This is a genomic window from Wolbachia endosymbiont (group A) of Hedychridium roseum (assembly GCF_964028325.1).
Lineage (GTDB): Bacteria > Pseudomonadota > Alphaproteobacteria > Rickettsiales > Anaplasmataceae > Wolbachia.
In genome coordinates, this window is record NZ_OZ034755.1 from 350,377 (window position 1) to 368,465 (window position 18,089).

Here is an 18,089-nt window from a genome sequence, read left to right on the forward strand (position 1 = left end):
ATAATTCAATATCTTGACTTAACATCTTATTTTAATTATAATTTAATTTTTAGTGAGGTATTATTATGAACGAAATAGATTTTATTAACACTAATCATCCTTTAAATTTAGAGCAGGAATTTGGTAGTGGATACATTAAACTAACAGATGGCTCCTTTAACGAATATACTGGCCATTATCAAATGGGAAGCGAAATACTAGATAAAAGCCATAATATGATAGGAAACTTAACTATTGATGGTTACATTCATAACTTCCATGAAGATAACCACAATATGAATCTTAAGCTCTCTATGGAGATAGATTTAAAAGGTGATATCGAGAAGATAAATTCTCTCTACAATAATATATAAAATTACAAAAACTTCTGCATCCTTGTTTATGATGTAGAAGTTACCTTTTATTCCATTACAACAAGCTTTAAAAGCACTACATTTTATATTACAATAACTCTTTTATTTCTTTAAAGGTTCATGAAATTCACATTATCTTGGTTATTAGAACACTTAGAAACCAATGCTAGTTTAGAAGAAATTACCGATAAATTAACTCACATAGGGTTAGAAGTAGAAGATGTGATCGACAATACCAAATTAGCTGGTTTTATTGTTGCAAAAGTATTAGAAGTTGCACCTCATCCAAATGCCGATAAATTAAAATTATGTAAAGTAGATGACAGAAGTAAAACTCTACAAATAGTTTGCGGAGCAAACAATGTTAGAGAAGGTATGAAAACTGTGCTTGCATCTCTTGGTAGCACATTGCCAGAAAGTGATTTCACAATCAAGCCTACAAAAATACGAGGAGTGCTAAGTGAAGGGATGCTCTGCTCTGCTTCTGAACTTGCGCTAGTTCAAGAGGAAAGTGAAGGAATAATCGAGCTTTCCGATGATTATAAAGTAGGGGATAAATTTTTCAATTGTGACCCTGTAATTGAGATAAATGTTACTCCAAACCGTGGAGATTGCTTAGGCATTTATGGAATAGCTCGCGACCTTGCTGCAACTGGAATTGGGACATTAAAGACTTTAAGCATTCCACAACTTACCAGCTCCATAAATTCACCAATCGATGTTGAAGTGACTGACGGAGAAAGTTTTATTAGTGGAATATACATCGCCAATGTAAAAAATCAAGAAAGCCCAAAGTGGCTAAAAGATAAATTGGAATCGATAGGAATGCGCTCCATTTCTACAATAGTTGACATTACTAACTATATTATGATATCTTTTAATCGTCCAATGCATGCGTTTGATGCAAACAAAGTAGATGGCAAACTTACAATAAGAAAAGCAAATGATGGAGAAAGCTTCTTTGCTTTAAATGGTAAGGAATATTTACTGGACAATAATATAAACATTTATTCTGATAGTAAAAATATTCATGGAGTTGCTGGAATTATAAGTGGAAAGTGCAGTGAATGTACTCTTGAAACCACCAATATTTTTTTGGAATTAGCTTTGCTCGATCCAATCTCTATCACTAAATCTTCAAGACAGCTCAGCATCTCCACAGACGCTAGTTACAGATTTGCACGTTCAATCGATCCTGGATTTACCCTTGATGGACTCAATCTTGCAGCCAAAATGATTTTGGATTTATGTGGTGGAGAAGTCTCAAGCGTAGTGTCTGCCGGTAATCTAGATAAAGAATACACCTCTGTCATCCAAGTAGCTGACACTGGGATCCAGAAAAAACCATGCCGGAATGATGCTAAGATAAGCCTTGATTACCAAGATATAAACAAGTTTGGAAGTGTATCTGTATCACCTGATGAGACGTTCGATATCTTAACGAAACTAGGGTTTAGTATTGATAAAAAAACCGAAGGCAATTGGAATGTACAAGTACCAAGCTGGAGACCGGACGTGACTATACCTGCTGACCTAATTGAAGAAGTAACAAGAATATACGGCTATGACAAAATAAAAGAAGAACCACTACCAAATAATGTTGAAGAAGTAGATAGTACATACGACAATTTGCGTATTTTGATGACAAACAGAGGGTTTCATGAAGTGCTAACCTGGTCATTTATGAGTGAATCAACAGCTGAAAAATTTGGTTACTCGAATAAGTTATTTATCATCGATAATCCGTTTAACAATAACTTTAATATGATGAGACCAAGTATTATGCCAAATTTATTGCAAGTCACTGCTGATAATATTGCCCATGGAGTATCTGATCTTGCAATCTTCGAAATTGGGCCGATTTACGATGGTGAAGCTCAGTCTAAACATGTCTTAAGTGGAATAAGAACAGGAAATAATTTACCGCGAAACCATTATAATATTGATAGGAAAGTAGATGTTTTTGACGCAAAGGCTGATTGCATAGCAGCTTTGGAGTTTTTTAACGTCAATTGCGATAATTTAACGATAGAGAGAGCAGAAAAAGAACATTACCACCCAGGAAAGTCAGGCACTCTCTCTTTTAAGAATAAAGTAGCAGGTTATTTTGGAGAGTTGCATCCTAATATATTAGATCTTTTTGACATCAAGCAAAAAGTTGTAGGTTTTGAGGTAATACTAGAAAATATTGAAAATTTACCTGTAAGTAGAAAGAAATTTATCGATTATAAATACCAAAGTGTAAAACGTGATTTTGCATTTATTGTAAATAAGGATGTGGAAGTAGGTAACATAATCAATGTGGTAAAAAAAAGCTCAGAGCTCATCACAGAAGTTTTAGTATTTGACGTATACCATGGAAACAATATAGAACCGAATAAGATGTCTATAGCATTGTCAGTTACTTTCTGCTCTCCAATCCACACTTTAACTGAAAAAGAGATCCAAAAAGAATCAAGTGCTATAGTCAATTTGGTATATGAAAATACCGGAGGAACTTTGAGAACTCATCATTGAGTCACAATCATAGAGTTCTGCTTTTGCTGTGTCACACTTACTTCATCCAATCTATTCCCAATCTTGAATTCAACATCCTTAAAAAATCTATTCCACATTCCATGCAAATGCTCTTCTACTTTAGGCCATACATCATTTTTAAATGTTTTCCCATCATCAGAAAATACATCACCTATCAAGGCTCCTACTTCTTCATAACTTGATTCGAAATGTTGAAGAAATGTCTCTATTTCCTTATGAGTATCATGTGCCACACTCAACGCTTTTCCTTCTGTGCTCTTATCTTTGTTTACGGTAGCTGACCATCCAATCACATTATAATTAAAACCAACTTTAAGAGAGTTCCAAATCTTCCACAAACTATTCCCATTATCTTTTGGTACATTATTTATTATGAGGTTCGCTAACCTGTCTACCAGAGGAGACAATAAATCTTGACAAAAATGCTTGATATTATCTTTCGTTTTAATCACAGGATATTTGATGCATCTTTCTGCCAAATAGTACTCAAGTTCCGCTTCCTCTAATAATCTCTTAATTGCTTCTTCGTTAAAAGTTTCATGCTCGAACGCTTTCAGTAAATCATCTTCTATTATTGCAAATTTTATTTTTTCACGAGATTCCAGCTCTTCTCTATAATTATTTTTTGTTTCTTCATTTATCAACAATCCTTCTTTTTTTAACTCTAATTGCTCTAATGCTTCTAAAATTTCTTGGTTATTTCGCAAGCATAACTCTATTAACTCCATACTTGAAGATTTCTCTTCTTTACTATTTTTCTCAACATCCAAATCCTCATTCTGCTTTCCTATTATTTCCTTCAGTCTTGTAGGTTGCGTAAAATATTCTCCAATTTCTTTTCGATAAGAAACAATCTTGTTTACTAGACGTTTTTCATCTTCTCCATTGAATAGCATGTCCTTATTATCTTCTACATTCTTTATACTTTCCCCTTGCTTTTCAAATAACTCTTGAATTCTACATCTTGTTATTTCTAAATACATCTTCTCTACAAAGTCATTCACTTTATCCGAAGTCCTTGTTTCCTTTAATTCACTAAAATCTTCTGCTAAAGATTGCTTTATTTTTTTATCTGACTTACTCAGTAGAGTGTTAATAGTCCTTATTCTCGATTCTATTAGCCTTTCCTCAACTTTTTGATCATCATATTCAAATTTAAAAAGATCTTCTAATTTCCTTTTTAAAGCACCATCTTTTAAGTTACCGTTTTTCCTATTTTTATGCATCTCTTTTAATTTTTCACATATCCCATTATATCTTTTCTGTCCTATTTCTCTTAAATCCTTAATCTCTCTTTCAGCATTATCTAGAGCTTTCTTTGTTTCTTGAGGGTACATATCTTCATAAGTATTAATTATTGTCCTTTCAGCTATTTTCCCTTCTTTTATAAGCTGTTTCCATTTTGCTTTAAACATAGGAAGCCCTCTATCGTCCAAGTCATCTGGTACTTTTGCTCCTGATTTTTTTAGATCTTCTAGTATCATTTCCTTTTCAGTCGGCAATTCCTTACCTTGGCTTTTCAGTTCTTGCTCCACTAATACCTCTTTCAGTCTTTCTTCTAATGAAAAATCTTCCTTTTCCTCTCTTCTTTTTTGTGCAAATTTAATTGCTTGTATAAAAGCAACTCGATAAGCATTTTGTATTAAGTAATTCACCAGTTTAGAATCTACACTATCCACCACTTTCAGTCTGAATTCGTTCAACAGTTCCTTCAGCTTATCATATGTAATATCTTTTCCTTCTAGCTTCATTAGCTCTTCCATAGTCTTTGCGAATTCCTGAATCGAAATTGCAAGCACATTCTTGATCTCATTACGTAAAGGCCTAAGGCCGTTTTTTAAATTGATATTAGCTGATAATTTCAGTATGGTATTATGTTCTGAATCACGCGCAACATTAAACCAACTACCATCTTTATCTTCATATAAATCTCTAAGTAATTGTTCAAATTGCGGTGGAAACTTAACTTCCATATCCCACTTAATGTCCGACTTACCAGCATCTATTTCACGAAAAGACACTTCAATATTCTGGTGTTCATTCTGATATAACCCATTACTTATTTTTAGAGCAGCAACCAAAGAATGAGATAACTTTCTGTTTGTAAGATAAAAAGTAGCTAAGGCGGGTGTTGCAGGAATAATTAAGGCTATAAGCACAGCTATATCAACAAGAATTGCAATTGCAGCAAGAACGCCATATGCCAATCTTTTTGCTGTACTTACCTCACTCTTTTTTGTTTTACTTTCCTCTGAACTGGTTTGTGTTTTACTGTTTGTTTTATATATAACTAACCCCAATGCAACAGAAGCAACATAAGGAAACATTAAAACTGATAGAGCTGAATTTAATACTTTCTTCTCCAGGCAAGCTCTGTTTATTTCCTTAAATATTTCGCTTGATATATTATACCAGGAAGTAAAAAAATCGGAGCCGTAACCTTTATAATGAAATATACTTAGTGGAATGCTAAAATCAGCACCTATTTTTTTTAAATTACTAACAGATTCTTGCTCTTCCAAAGTAGCAACAGGTCCTTCCTGTTTTTCTGAAGTAGCAAAAGATTCTCTTTGTAAATTAGGTTGTCCATTTAATGCATCTAAATCACCACTATTGTTATTTAAGTCAACAACTTCCTCACAACCTACAACAGCATTCATACCATAACCTTATCCAATTACCTTAAGTATAGCATAAATACTGACAATCTTGCAACTTTATTAAAAATCTAACGCTCAATGCTAACATTTAAATCCTGATATTCCTTAGAATAAAAGTTAGTTCCAATTTCTGTATTAATGTCCAAAGATAAGGCAAGGGTCTGCTCTTTTATATATTCAATCCACGTATTTATTGCTTCCTTAATTTTCTCATCTTCTGTTTTGATTATTACTCTGATTCTATCGGACATATGAAAATCAGCTTGTTTCCTAGTTTCCTGAATGAGCCTCACTACATCTCTTGCAAGCCCTTCTAGAATCAATTCATCATTTAAAGTAGTGTTTAGGATAACAACCCCTTTGTTGTTATCAAATACAGAGGAGAATTCACTGTTTGCTTTTAATAATAGTTCATATTCGCCTTTTTCTATGATATAATTTTCTGACTCGTCCCCCAAAAATATGAGACCTCTTTCTGTCATTCCAGCGCGTGACGCTGGAATCTGCGTCTGGATCCCAGTGTCAGCTACTCGGATGACACCGGATTCAACTTGTTTCCACTTTCCTTGTTTAACATATTGAACCAGTGTCTTAATCTTCTCCGGAATTCTTTTTCCAAGCACAGGGAAGTTGAGTTTTAACTCTAGTGATGCAATATCTTCAAGTCTGTTTACTAACTTCAGTTTTTTTACATTTACCTCATCTTTTATCATCTCTTGGTACTCATTTGAGTTTTCAGCACACTGGATCCCAGTGTCACGCACTGGGATGACAGAAAACGGCTCACCTTCAAGAAAACTACAGGAAGACTGATGATAAATGATCATACTGCCAAGTGGCTGTCTGATACGTATATTAAAAGTGTTTCTAATAGAGAGTGCAGAGTTACATATCTCTCTCACTAGATCCATTTTGGCAATGAGCTGACTATCAAACTTCTCTAATTGTGGGAAATCAGCCAAATGAACAGATGTTTCTTCATACTTAAGCCCTTGCCATATATTCTCTGTTATAAGTGGCAACAAAGGGGCTGCAGCTCTTAGTATGTAATAAAAAACCGTATATAGAACATTATAAGCATCAGTTTTATCCTGATCCAAATCACTTTTCCAAAAACGCTCGCGACTGCGACGAATATACCAATTATTTAGCACTTCAAAAAAGTTCATCAAAATTTTGCAAGCCTCTTGGGAGTTATAGCTGTTCATAGAAGTTTGGATACTTTCTACAGCTTCAAAACATTTGGAAATCATGTAGCGATCAATAGTACTTTGATAATCCTTACAAACTTCAGCTTTAATTCCATCTGCATTTGCATACATGGTAAAAAAGTGATAACTGTTCCAAATAGGTTTTATTACGTTTTTCAGAACGTCTCGTACTAAATTCCCTTCTTTATCAAGTAGCAAATTACCACCACAAACAATAGATCCAGAAAGCATAAGAAAACGCAGTGCATCAGAACCGTATCTATCAAAAACCTCCATTGGATCTGCATAGTTATTCAAACGCTTGGACAATTTTTGCCCTTTTACATCCAAAACAACACCGTGGCATATGCAGTTCTTAAATGGTTCCCTATCAAACAAAGCAGTGGACAATACAAAGAGCGTATAAAACCACCCCCTGGTTTGCGCTATGTATTCAGTGATAAAATCTGCAGTTTCAAACCACTCCTTATTTTCAAACGGATAGTGGACTTGTGCGAATGGCATCGAGCCAGATTCAAACCAGCAGTCAAATATGTCAGGCACACGACGCATAACTGATTTTCCTGTTGGATCATCAGGATTTGGCCTCGTTAAAGTATCGATAAATGGTCTGTGCAAATCATCTACTTTAACATTAAAATCTCGCTCTAGTTCTTCTATCGAACCATATACATCCACTCTTGGATATCTTGTATCATCTGATTGCCACACAGGAATCGGAGTACCCCAGAATCGATTGCGTGAAATTGACCAGTCGTGTGCCCCTTCAAGCCATTTTCCAAATTGACCATCTCTAATGTGGTTTGGTATCCAATTAACTCTCTTATTTAGCTCTACCATTCTGCTTTTGAATTTTGTAACGGCAACATACCAAGAAGGCATAGTGCGATAGATCAAAGGAGTGTCAGTTCTCCAGCAGTGTGGATAATTGTGAATATATTGTTCAGTTTTGAACCAGTTTCCTTGTTCTTTCAATTTTTTTATTACTGTATCATTGGTATCAAAAACATGAACCCCTGCCAAATCTGAAACTTCAGCAGTAAATTTTCCACTGTTATCAATTGGACAAATAACTGGAATATCATGGCTTTGGCAAAGGTAAAAATCTTCCTCACCAAATCCAGGAGCAGTGTGTACAACGCCAGTACCATCTTCTCCTGTAACATAATCAGCAACAAAAACACGGAATGCATTCTTTGTATCTTTAAAGTAATCAAACAGCGGCTTATAGGAAAGGCCTGCAAGATCATTCGCTTTAAGTTTTATATTGCAGTTTTCATATGGAATATTGTTTTGTTCAGAGTGGCTGATAAATTTTTCTAGGTAGCTTTCAGCGAAAATATAAATTTCACTCTTCACTGAACTCCTTTCATTAACTTCTGTCATCCCAGTGCTTCGACACTGGGATCCAGAAATAGATTCCAGCGTCACGCGCTGGGATGACACCAAAGAGTGGACTGACACTGCACAATACTTGATGTCCTTTCCTATCGCCAATGCCAGATTGCTAGGAAGAGTCCAAGGAGTTGTAGTCCAAGCAAGTAATTTACATTTTTGTTTAACACTTTTAAACTGCTGTGGGTTTTCTAAAAGCTCAAATGCAACAGTTACAGCTTTGCTAGTCTTTTCTCTATATGCGTTATCAAGCCTTGTTTCAAAATTGGATAATGGAGTTTCGCACGCCCAGCTATATGGAACAACGCGTACTGATTCATACACTAGACCCTTATCATAAAGCTGTTTAAATGCCCACATGACCGACTCCATGAATGATTTATCCATGGTTTTATAGTCATTATGAAAATCCACCCACCTTGCCTGCCTATTGACATATTTTTCCCACTCTGATGAAAATCTCATTACAGAAGTACGACAATGGTTATTGAATTTTTCAATGCCGAATTTTTCTATCTCAGTTCTACCAGATATTCCAAGTTCTTTTTCTGCACCCATCTCAGCCGGTAATCCATGGCAATCCCAACCAAATCTACGTTCAACCCTTTTTTGAAGCATAGTTTGATATCTTGCAAATGCGTCTTTGATGAAACCAGTGAGTAAATGTCCATAATGTGGAAGTCCATTTGCAAACGGAGGCCCATCATAAAACACAAAACAATTATCCTTGGAACGTTCTCCAACTGACCGCTCAAAAACTTTATTTTCCTGCCAAAATTTTATGATTTCTTTTTCTAACGACGAAAAATCAGGACTACTTACTGTATCAGGATAATGCTTTGACTTCATGTTCATTTTGACCGGATAAAGCCAAAGAATATAGGGCTTTCTAGAAAATTACAAATGCAAAAAGAAACAAACTTATTCCTGCACCCCACACCCTATAGCTAACACAATCCCACGTCATACCGCGATTCATTCGCGGTATCTCAGCTTAACCGTCATATCGTCACGGTATCTCTAGATCCCGCTAACAAGTAGCGGGATGACGGTTGTCGGTAAGCCTAAATTACTTTAGCTATAGTTGATAAACTTGAAATAAACTACGTGAAGTACTTCTATCTTGTTCTATAGGGGTACTTTCTCTCAATCAAAATAATTCTCTGACGGATGTCCAACAGAGCTATCCTGCACCACACCCCAACAAACTATTCTGCCGAGCTTCCAATACCTTCACATTTACTATTTTATCTCTATACTTCCCTTCAGGATCATCAATGCACACTGATTGCATATATGGGCTTTTACCAATAATTTGGTTTTGGTGTTTGCCTTTTTTATCACTGAACAAAGCAGGTATAGTTTTGCCTACCATACTCTGGTTAAACTCAAGTTGTTGCTTACTAATTAATTTCTGTAAACGAAGAAGGCGTTCTGTTTTAACCTCTTCTGGTACTTGATCTTTTCTTTCTGCTCCTGGTGTACCTGGTCTTGGGCTATATTTAAAGCTATAAGCCTGAGCATATCTAATTTTTTCTACTAATTTTACAGTTTCTTCAAAATCTTTTTCGGTTTCTCCAGGAAAACCAACAATAAAATCAGAAGAAAATTCGATTTCAGGTTTCAATTTGCGAAATCTGTCTATTATTTCCAAATACTCCTCTGCAGTGTGCTTTCTGTTCATCGCGTGCAATATTTTATTCGAACCTGACTGCACAGGCAGGTGAATAAATGGCATGAGTTTTGGCTCTTCCGCATGTGCCAAGTAGAGAGATTCATGCATATCTCTTGGATGAGAAGTTGTATAACGAATCCTCTCTAGCTTTTCAATTTTAGCAATATGACTAACTAATTTGCCTAAATCCCACACTTCCCCTTCGCATTTCCCATGGTAAGCATTGACGTTCTGACCAAGCAAATTGATTTCCTTCGCCCCATTTGCAACTAATTTCAATGCTTCACGAAATATTTCATTCACTGGCCGTGAATACTCAGCTCCACGAGTATATGGTACTACACAAAACGTACAAAATTTATCACAACCTTCTTGTATGGCAAGAAACGCAGAAGACCCCTGGCTATTGCCATAGCATTCATCTGGCAATTTATCAAACTTTGCAACTTCAGGAAAATCAGTGTTTATTACATGACCTTTACTTCTGCTTGCTTTGACTATCAGCTCCGGTAAGGTAGCGATACTCTGCGGACCAACAACAATATCAACAAAAGGAGCCCTTCTGAATACTTCTTCTCCCTCTGCTTGCGCTACACATCCAGCCACCACTATAGTAATTTCTTTTCGTGACGAATGAATCTTCCCGAGCTCAGAATAAAGCTTTTCTGCTGCCTTCTCTCTAATGTGACAAGTGTTCAGTATCACCAAATCAGCTTTTTCTGCATCACTAACAACGTTGAACCCCAAAGGTTTAATTATATTTTCCATTAAAACGGAGTCATAAACGTTCATCTGACAGCCGTAAGTTTTAATATATAGGCCTTTCATATTTGGTATGTCTTTTTCAAAACCCTACATATAATCACATTAAATGTCCAACAGACCAGCGCGTGACGCTAGTGAACTTGCTAGCACAATAGATTTTTATAAAATTGGATCCCAATGTCAAGCACACAGCTATTGCAACTCGACTTCACCAGTATCCCTGTAAAAATCATTGGTAAACCTCAGTAACTTTAGCTTATGTTATTTTCAAAAAAGTCAAAAATGAAAATAGAAGAGTAGCTGAGCTTTCTGCTTTTTCTGGGTAAGGTCAGTCAAAAAGGTTTTACAACAACCATAATAACTATAACTATTATCAATACTGTAACTGCTTCATTTAAAACACGAAAATAAACGTGTTTTTTTTCATTTGAACCCATTGCAAAATTTTTCCTATATTTTGCAAGTAGCATATGAATAATTAACATCAAAAGTATTGCAAATGCTTTTACATGAAACCATCCTTCACGATATGCTTCCCTAATAACCATTAATGTGATTCCAAGACCAAGTGAGAAAAGCATTGCAGGGTTTATGATATATCTAAGTAGCCTCTTTTCCATTGTTTGAAGCAAGCTATCATTTTCCGATCCCGGTTTTACAGTTGCGTGGTAGACATAAAGCCTGGGTAAATAAAGCATACCTGCCATCCACATAATGGCGGAGATAACGTGAAAAGCTTCAAGCCAGTGGTAGTAATCCATTGAGATTTATTACAAAATGTTAAAAATTTCTGATATTATTTTAGTTTAATGAAAAAGAAATCGATATGAAAGCAGAAAATTTCACTAAAGAACAGATAATTGGATTCTACAGGAAAATGCTACTCATACGCAGATTTGAAGAAAAAGCAGGACAATTATATGGAATGGGATTAATAGGTGGGTTCTGTCACCTATCAATAGGGCAAGAAGCAGTTGCAGTTGGAACTCAAGCTGCATCAAAATTAGGTGACGCTTTTATCACAAGTTATAGAGACCATGGCTTAATGCTCGCATGTAATTCTGATCCAAATGTTGTAATGGCAGAACTCACTGGCAAAGAAACAGGATGCTCGAAAGGTAAAGGTGGTTCGATGCACGTATTTGACGTTGCAAAAAAATTCTTCGGCGGACATGGAATAGTGGGGGCACAAGTTCCAATTGGCACAGGAATAGCATTTGCTAATAAATATAAGAAAAGAGACAACGTGGTATTCACGTATTTTGGTGACGGTGCTGTAAATCAAGGGCAAACATATGAATCATTTAATATGGCAGCTTTATGGAAGTTACCTGTAGTTTATATTATAGAGAATAACGGATATGCAATGGGTACTTCTGTAGAAAGATCCACTTTGGTAACTGAGCTATATAAAAAAGGAGAAAGTTTTGGTATTCCTGGAAAACAAGTTGATGGAATGGATTTTTTCTCTGTTTATGCGGCTACAAGCGAAGCAGCGGAACACACACGCAGCGGAAAAGGGCCTATCCTGCTTGAAATGAAGACATATCGATATCGCGGCCATTCGATGTCAGATCCTGCTACTTATCGCTTAAAAGAAGAAGTTGAAGATATGAAGCAAAATCATGACCCTATAGGCACTTTAAAGAAATACATGATAGATAATAAAATTGCTTCAGAAGAAGAATGTAAAGTAATTGATAAGGAAGTACGTGATTTAGTAAAAAAGTCGGAAGATTTTGCCAAAAATAGTAAAGAACCAAGCGTTGATGAGTTGTATACTGATGTTTATAAATTTGTTAGCTAAGTAGGCTTCTTTTTTTTTATCCAGGTGGCAACTAACTGTACGAACATTGTATAGTAAACGATGTCATTCAAGTAGCTCCTTCTCCCGTCATCTAAGTAGCCTTCTTCTTGTCATCCGAGTAGCTGAAACTGATTCCTTTATGACGGCCCAGTGCCCTCTTCTTGTCATCCCAGTGCCCTGACTACTTGGATCCAGGAAAAAGAATGGTGTCATCCCAGTGCCCCGACACTGGGATCCAGAAAAGTTTGCTTGTAAGCAAGCAAACTAGCATAGAAAGTGGTTACAACATTTTCGATGAGATTATATGGAAAACTGGATCCCAGTGTCTGGGAACTGGGATGACAGCAGTCCTACGTCATACCGCGATTCATTCGCGGTATCTCTTAACATAGATCCCGCTAACAAGCAGCGGGATGACGGTTGTCAGGGTGTCATCCGAGTAGCCTCTTTCTTGTTATCCGAGTAGCCCTTTCTTGTATCTTGTCAAAAGCATCTAATGTTTTAAGCTTAAGCATTAGGTGGAGAAGGGAGGAACTCTGTGCTTCTTCTTAGATATAAAATCTGTAGAGGAGATAAGAATTCCCTTCTCAAAAGTATAGGCTGGACGGTATCGTAGAAAGACCTGAATGGTTCTAATTCTGTATTCACAAGACTAGCCTTACTTTTCATTTTTAATGGTAACGTATGGGGTTATATATGATCAACAACTTTTTGGGCATAGATATATCAAAAGATCGCTTTGATGTTTTTCTCTCATTTATAAGCAAAAAAGGAAAGCGTGAAACTAGAAAAAGAAGCTTTAAGAACGATGGTTTCAAAGTCTACTGAATTTTCTACACAAACATAATGTAGAAAAAGTAAAAACCTGCATGGAATCTACTGGTTGTTATAGCGAAGCACTGGCTGAATTTCTACACAATGCTGGACATTTTGTAAGTGTTGTAAATCCTTATTGCATAAAATCTTATGCAAGGAGTAAGCTGATACGACAAAAGAATGATCAGACCGATGCAGAAGTTATTGCTGATTATTGCCAAAGACAGGAACCTTCTAGTTGGACACCACCTTCTCCTGAAATGAAAAAATTAAAACATCTTTATCGTTGCTCAGTTGCGTTAAAAGATGAGTTAACATTAGTAAATAACCACTTAGAAAAAAAAGAGAGACTGCCTAAAGAAGTTGCAAATGCTTGGGAAGACCTTGCAATGAATATAGCTCAAAAAATAGAAACAATAAAAAACTCCGTACGTGAACTATTAAATCAACACAAAGAATTGTTGGAAAATTTTCAACTTCTATTGACTATTCCAGGCATAGGAGAAGAATCAGCAATAGCTATTTTAGCTGAAGTTTCTGATATAGAGGTTTTTAGAGATGCCAGGCAATTGGCAGCATATACAGGAGTTATACCACGAAATATGACGTCAGGTTCCTCTGTATATGCCAAACCCAGATTAAGTAAATCCGGTTCACAAACATTACGTAAGGCACTTTTCTTTCCTGCCATAGTAGCTAAGAATCACAATCCTATCATTATGAGCTTTTGCCAAAGATTAAAGGAAAAGGGTAAGCATAATATGGCCATCGTTGGTGCTGCAATGCGTAAGCTACTCCATATCATTTTCGGTATTCTGACATCCAAAAGTGCTTTTGATCCTAACCATATCAAAAACTACAGGGCTAGGAGGTTGACTGAAGGTTTAGTACTTTAAAATCAAAAATGCTTCCTATCTATCTTATGTAAAGTGGTATCTTACACAAATTTATTGAATGTTGTTGGTTAGTGGATATGTTGATAAGTAAATTTCATCTGTTTTGTGCGTATAAAACTAATTTACTTATCAACATATCCACTAACTATAATCTGTGTACTGTTACACAATTGGAAGTATTTTTTGATTTTATGATGCAACTTGGGAAATTTTATAATTTTTTTGTTGACTAACAAGACGGTATCTCCTGTCATCCAGCCCTTCCATCCAAGACGGTGTCATTCCAGTGCCCAGACACTGGAATGGCTTTGTTGCATCGCTAGCTATGATGGATTAAAGATAAAAAAGATGGAGAATATCAGTAGCTTATTATTCTGGTATTTATAACAAGAACGGTCAGTGAATACCTAAATTTGAGTAAAAGAAATTTCACTACCACTCACTAATCCGGCTAAAATTCAAGAATTTCAATGCTTTAGCTATTTTCAATAGAATTAAGTTTATTAATATAAATAATAAATTACTATTCTTAAATTTGATCAGATTGATTGTAAAAAAACAAGATTTTCAATAGGTTGCTTATAATCCTAGCTATAGTTAGCCTTTCATAAGTAGCGATGCAACAAAGCCCACTGGAATCCAGAAAACTTAACTTTATACCAGGTAATAAGAACTGGATCCCAGTGTCTGGGCACTGGGATGACAAGAGAAGGTACTGGAATGACGGTTGTCGTTTAGCTATAAACATTAAGAAATTTACCAAATGAAAAAAAAGGCAAAAGAAGCCCCGTGGTTGGCTAATTACTTACATTATACTTTCAAGTATGGCGTTTTTTTATTCTAAACGCTTAATAACCGCGATTCAGCTGCTTTTAAACCGCAACTAATCTAAATTATAAACGTTAAGAAATTTACTAAACAGAAAAAAAGGCAAAAGAAACCCTAGGGTAGCTAGTTATTCACTATCCATTTTTTAAGTTGGCGTTTTTTGATGTTTTAAATGCTTTATAAGCGTATTTCAGCTTGTGTAGGTAAAAACCTAGAAATTTGATAAAGACATAAGGTGCACATAGTGCAAAAAATTAAACATGAGACGCCAAATACGTTGAGTTTTTTTGTCATTTAATCTGTACAGAGAAGATAAATAAATAGCTTCATTTTCATGATAAGGGGGCTGGCGAAGCTTGTAAAGTAATTTTTTCGTTTCTATTCCCAATAAAAGTTTGTTATATGGTTATGCAAGAAGTCTATTGTGAATGAAATGAATGTGAAAAATATCTTATTAGCGTTTTTAGTACAAACGGTATTCAGTTTGCCGCTATTTGCAGCTGATCCTGTTTTGCTCAACTGCATTGAAACTCCAGAAATATATGACCTTGATGCAAGGCCAAAAAATTTTAGCTCTTCAAACAATTTAAGAAGGAAAGCTGGTTCTCCAAATAGTGCAATAGGAGAATTAATACACATAGTGGGTAGAATTACTGATATAAACTGTTTACCAATACAAAATGCTGTAGTTTCTATATGGCACGCGAATTCACGCGGCGTGAACCATTACGATGAGAATATAGAGGATAATCAACTCGATCCGAATTTTGCTGGATCAGGAAGGTTTGTAGTGAATAATCTTGGCTATTATAATTTTATTACGATAGCACCTGGTAAAATTGGTGAGAGAGCTCCACATATTAACTTTCTAGTTCAACATCCAGATTTTCCAGAATTCACAACGCAAATGTTTTTTGCTGACCATAATTGCGATAATTGTGCTGATCCTGTTCTTGGAGATTTTGTTAGTAATGGGCTTGCAAGCCTTCTCATAACACCATTTACTTACAGTGATCAGGTCATAAAAACCTATACGTTTAACATTACCTTGGGTGGATATAATAAGTTCTCTAATAAAAGATAAAAACCCTTGCATGTAAGGTAGTCCATAGTAAACTTGAATGTTATTGTACTTAGGATGTATATGAAAAATATCTTACTGATGTTTTTGCTATGTTTTATGTACAGTTTACAATTATTTGCAACGGAGATGCCAGCAATGAAAATAACAATTTCTAAAATTTCGCCCGATTTTAAAACAATAGTAATGGGTTTATTTGAGGACAACGAAACCGTAAATGATGGCGGAGTTTTGCAAGGAAAACAGATCATAGATAATATAAAGCAATTTAGCGATTTTAATGGAAGCTTTGGTGAATTTTCTTCTACCATTTTACCAGAAGGAAAAAACGTTGTAGTTGTTGGACTTGGTAAGAAGGATGAATGGAATGAAAATAAAGAATTAAATATTGGTGGTAAAATATATTGTGAGCTAAGCAGATTAAAAATTAAGAAAGCAGCGATTTTAATCGAAGGTAGTGCAGCAAATGTTGCATATGGTGCGTTTTTGCGTAGTTTTAAGTTTGATAAGTATAAAACTAAAAAGGATGAGAAAATTACAGAGGTAGAGGAAATTACCGTATTAGTAAAAGATGAGCAATTAAGTAATGCTGAAAGATCATTTGAGCACTTAAGGCAAGAAGGTGAGAGTATATTCCTTGCGCGCTCTTTTATAACAGAGCCTCCTAACATTCTATATCCAGAATCCTATGCTGATCATATAAAAAAAGAGCTTACTAAGCTTGGTCTTGAAATCGAAGTGCTTGATAAAAAGCAGATGGAAGAGAAAAAAATGGGAGCCTTGCTTGGAGTCGCACAAGGAAGTAGTAAAGAACCAAAATTAGTAGTGATAAAATGGAATGGGGCTTCTAAAGAACAAAAGCCAATAGCTTTTGTTGGTAAAGGTATAACGTTTGACACTGGTGGAGTATCACTCAAACCTTCACGTGGTATGGAGTCGATGAAATATGACATGGCAGGCTCTGCTGCTGTAGTTGGGGTGATGCATGCTTTAGCAGGACGAAAAGCAAAAGTAAATGCAATCGGCGTGGTTGCACTTGCAGAGAATGCAGTGGGTGGTAATGCTCAAAGGCCGAGTGATGTAGTAACTTCAATGTCTGGACAGACGATAGAAGTGTTGAACACCGATGCAGAAGGAAGGCTCATACTTGCAGATGCTTTATGGTATACGCAAGACAGATTCTCACCAAAATTTATGATTGATCTTGCAACTTTAACTGGTGCTATAGTGGTTGCACTTGGAAATAACGAATATGCTGGTCTTTTTTCAAATAATGATGAATTAGCAAACCGTCTGATTGATGCAGGAAATGAAGTAAGTGAGAAGTTATGGCGTTTTCCTATGAATGAAACTTATGACAAAATTATTGATTCACCGATTGCTGATGTTCAAAACATCGCTCCTGCAGGCTCTGGTGGAGATAGCATAATGGCTGCACAGTTTTTACAGCGTTTTGTGAATGAAACTTGCTGGGCACATTTAGATATCGCAGGCACTGCTTGGTACGAAAAAGGTACTGACATTTGTCCAAGAGGAGCAGTAGGTTTTGGTGTAAGGTTACTTAATAAGTTGGTTAAAAAGTACTACGAAGCCAATGATTAAAGGTCTTTATACTGGATTTATGGCTTGACTCACAGCTACATGAACGTTTATTTTCGAGGCGCAGCAAATGAAAGTAGCTGATGCATATTTCTTTTTTTCTGGTCAAGCACTGGAATGATATCAAGGAGTAACTTTTTATTTAAACAGTGATTATAATAAGAGATCTATTGAAATTTTAAAGTTATTAAATATTGACGCTATATACTTAAGTGTTAAAATAGAATGAAAAGTTTTTAGGAGTTTATATGGCAGTAGGTGGGAAAGCAAAGACAGCTAGTAAAAATAACCCTACTCAGCGTAAGAAGGCCGAGCAAAAAATGTATAAAGATAAACCGGTAAAACCTGTTAGATATATAGATCGTGACTCGCGCATGAATTATATGTCTGCTCAATATGATAACGGCAATCTGGTTGAAGATGAGGTAAGCGGCAATCCTATAAAGTGGGAAGCTGTATAATAGT

At 35.7% G+C, this 18,089-nt stretch carries 13 protein-coding genes and 1 pseudogene; 8 read left to right on the plus strand and 6 right to left on the minus strand.

From position 1 onward, the window contains the following. Window positions 1–65 precede the first annotated feature (65 nt). Together ABWU23_RS01600 and pheT are read left to right on the plus strand one after the other, a co-directional pair. Window positions 66–353, plus strand: coding sequence for a hypothetical protein (locus tag ABWU23_RS01600; protein WP_253309467.1), 288 nt, complete (start codon window positions 66–68; stop codon window positions 351–353). Window positions 354–473: 120 nt separating this feature from the next. Continuing rightward, window positions 474–2,870 carry a phenylalanine--tRNA ligase subunit beta gene (gene pheT / locus ABWU23_RS01605; RefSeq protein ID WP_353270685.1) on the plus strand — a complete coding sequence of 799 codons (2,397 nt, stop codon included), beginning with the start codon at window positions 474–476 and terminating at the stop codon, window positions 2,868–2,870. On the opposite strand, the gene ABWU23_RS01610 is transcribed toward pheT, so the two are convergent. From ABWU23_RS01610 to hemJ, 4 genes are all read right to left on the minus strand, one after another. Then, a complete protein-coding gene (locus tag ABWU23_RS01610; protein WP_353270686.1) occupies window positions 2,864–5,551 on the minus strand; it encodes a hypothetical protein in 2,688 nt (895 codons plus the stop codon). The two genes, pheT and ABWU23_RS01610, sit on opposite strands and share 7 nt — an antisense overlap. A 68-nt stretch (window positions 5,552–5,619) precedes the next feature. Next, window positions 5,620–9,006 (minus strand): isoleucine--tRNA ligase, encoded by a 3,387-nt coding sequence (ileS, locus tag ABWU23_RS01615; RefSeq protein WP_353271029.1) that lies wholly within the window; start codon window positions 9,004–9,006, stop codon window positions 5,620–5,622. A gap of 334 nt (window positions 9,007–9,340) precedes the next feature. Next, window positions 9,341–10,660 carry a tRNA (N6-isopentenyl adenosine(37)-C2)-methylthiotransferase MiaB gene (gene miaB, locus ABWU23_RS01620; protein WP_264688421.1) on the minus strand — a complete coding sequence of 440 codons (1,320 nt, stop codon included), beginning with the start codon at window positions 10,658–10,660 and terminating at the stop codon, window positions 9,341–9,343. A 269-nt stretch (window positions 10,661–10,929) separates the two neighbouring features. Beyond that, the gene (hemJ, locus tag ABWU23_RS01625) at window positions 10,930–11,358 is read right to left on the minus strand and encodes a protoporphyrinogen oxidase HemJ (RefSeq protein ID WP_253302778.1); all 429 of its coding nucleotides are present in this window, start codon (window positions 11,356–11,358) and stop codon (window positions 10,930–10,932) included. 65 nt (window positions 11,359–11,423) lie between these two features. Between hemJ and pdhA the strand changes: the two genes are divergently transcribed. Beyond that, a complete protein-coding gene (gene pdhA, locus ABWU23_RS01630; protein WP_253302779.1) occupies window positions 11,424–12,404 on the plus strand; it encodes a pyruvate dehydrogenase (acetyl-transferring) E1 component subunit alpha in 981 nt (326 codons plus the stop codon). Window positions 12,405–12,491: 87 nt separating this feature from the next. On the opposite strand, the gene ABWU23_RS01635 is transcribed toward pdhA, so the two are convergent. After that, a complete protein-coding gene (locus ABWU23_RS01635) occupies window positions 12,492–12,617 on the minus strand; it encodes a hypothetical protein (protein WP_265016525.1) in 126 nt (41 codons plus the stop codon). On the opposite strand from ABWU23_RS01635, the gene ABWU23_RS01640 reads away from it, so the two are divergent. Together ABWU23_RS01640 and ABWU23_RS01645 are read left to right on the plus strand one after the other, a co-directional pair. Then, window positions 12,611–12,796, plus strand: coding sequence for a hypothetical protein (locus ABWU23_RS01640; RefSeq protein WP_264732356.1), 186 nt, complete (start codon window positions 12,611–12,613; stop codon window positions 12,794–12,796). The genes ABWU23_RS01635 and ABWU23_RS01640 overlap by 7 nt on opposite strands. Window positions 12,797–13,100: 304 nt before the next feature. After that, window positions 13,101–14,116, plus strand: a pseudogene (locus tag ABWU23_RS01645) (IS110 family transposase). A 529-nt stretch (window positions 14,117–14,645) separates the two neighbouring features. On the opposite strand, the gene ABWU23_RS01650 reads toward ABWU23_RS01645, so the two are convergent. After that, complete coding sequence (locus ABWU23_RS01650; RefSeq protein WP_353270687.1) at window positions 14,646–14,864, minus strand: hypothetical protein; 219 nt, start codon at window positions 14,862–14,864, stop codon at window positions 14,646–14,648. Window positions 14,865–15,377: 513 nt separating this feature from the next. On the opposite strand from ABWU23_RS01650, the gene ABWU23_RS01655 reads away from it, so the two are divergent. From ABWU23_RS01655 to ABWU23_RS01665, 3 genes are all read left to right on the plus strand, one after another. Then, window positions 15,378–16,028, plus strand: a complete 651-nt coding sequence (locus ABWU23_RS01655) for a protocatechuate 3,4-dioxygenase (RefSeq protein WP_253310013.1) — start codon at window positions 15,378–15,380, stop codon at window positions 16,026–16,028. 96 nt (window positions 16,029–16,124) lie between these two features. Beyond that, window positions 16,125–17,627, plus strand: coding sequence for a leucyl aminopeptidase (locus tag ABWU23_RS01660; protein ID WP_264732578.1), 1,503 nt, complete (start codon window positions 16,125–16,127; stop codon window positions 17,625–17,627). 245 nt (window positions 17,628–17,872) lie between these two features. Then, window positions 17,873–18,085, plus strand: coding sequence for a hypothetical protein (locus ABWU23_RS01665; RefSeq protein WP_006015760.1), 213 nt, complete (start codon window positions 17,873–17,875; stop codon window positions 18,083–18,085). Window positions 18,086–18,089 lie beyond the last annotated feature (4 nt).

What these genes read in the sequence shown, in the direction of transcription:
- ileS (WP_353271029.1), bottom strand. Translation starts at nt 9,006, where the DNA reads ATGAAGTCAAAGCATTATCCTGATACAGTAAGTAGTCCTGATTTTTCG.
- hemJ (WP_253302778.1), bottom strand. Translation starts at nt 11,358, where the DNA reads ATGGATTACTACCACTGGCTTGAAGCTTTTCACGTTATCTCCGCCATT.
- ABWU23_RS01600 (WP_253309467.1), top strand. Translation starts at nt 66, where the DNA reads ATGAACGAAATAGATTTTATTAACACTAATCATCCTTTAAATTTAGAG.
- pheT (WP_353270685.1), top strand. Translation starts at nt 474, where the DNA reads ATGAAATTCACATTATCTTGGTTATTAGAACACTTAGAAACCAATGCT.
- ABWU23_RS01655 (WP_253310013.1), top strand. Translation starts at nt 15,378, where the DNA reads ATGAATGTGAAAAATATCTTATTAGCGTTTTTAGTACAAACGGTATTC.
- ABWU23_RS01665 (WP_006015760.1), top strand. Translation starts at nt 17,873, where the DNA reads ATGGCAGTAGGTGGGAAAGCAAAGACAGCTAGTAAAAATAACCCTACT.
- miaB (WP_264688421.1), bottom strand. Translation starts at nt 10,660, where the DNA reads ATGAAAGGCCTATATATTAAAACTTACGGCTGTCAGATGAACGTTTAT.
- ABWU23_RS01610 (WP_353270686.1), bottom strand. Translation starts at nt 5,551, where the DNA reads ATGAATGCTGTTGTAGGTTGTGAGGAAGTTGTTGACTTAAATAACAAT.
- ABWU23_RS01650 (WP_353270687.1), bottom strand. Translation starts at nt 14,864, where the DNA reads ATGTTTATAGCTAAACGACAACCGTCATTCCAGTACCTTCTCTTGTCA.
- ABWU23_RS01660 (WP_264732578.1), top strand. Translation starts at nt 16,125, where the DNA reads ATGTACAGTTTACAATTATTTGCAACGGAGATGCCAGCAATGAAAATA.
- ABWU23_RS01635 (WP_265016525.1), bottom strand. Translation starts at nt 12,617, where the DNA reads ATGACACCATTCTTTTTCCTGGATCCAAGTAGTCAGGGCACTGGGATG.
- pdhA (WP_253302779.1), top strand. Translation starts at nt 11,424, where the DNA reads ATGAAAGCAGAAAATTTCACTAAAGAACAGATAATTGGATTCTACAGG.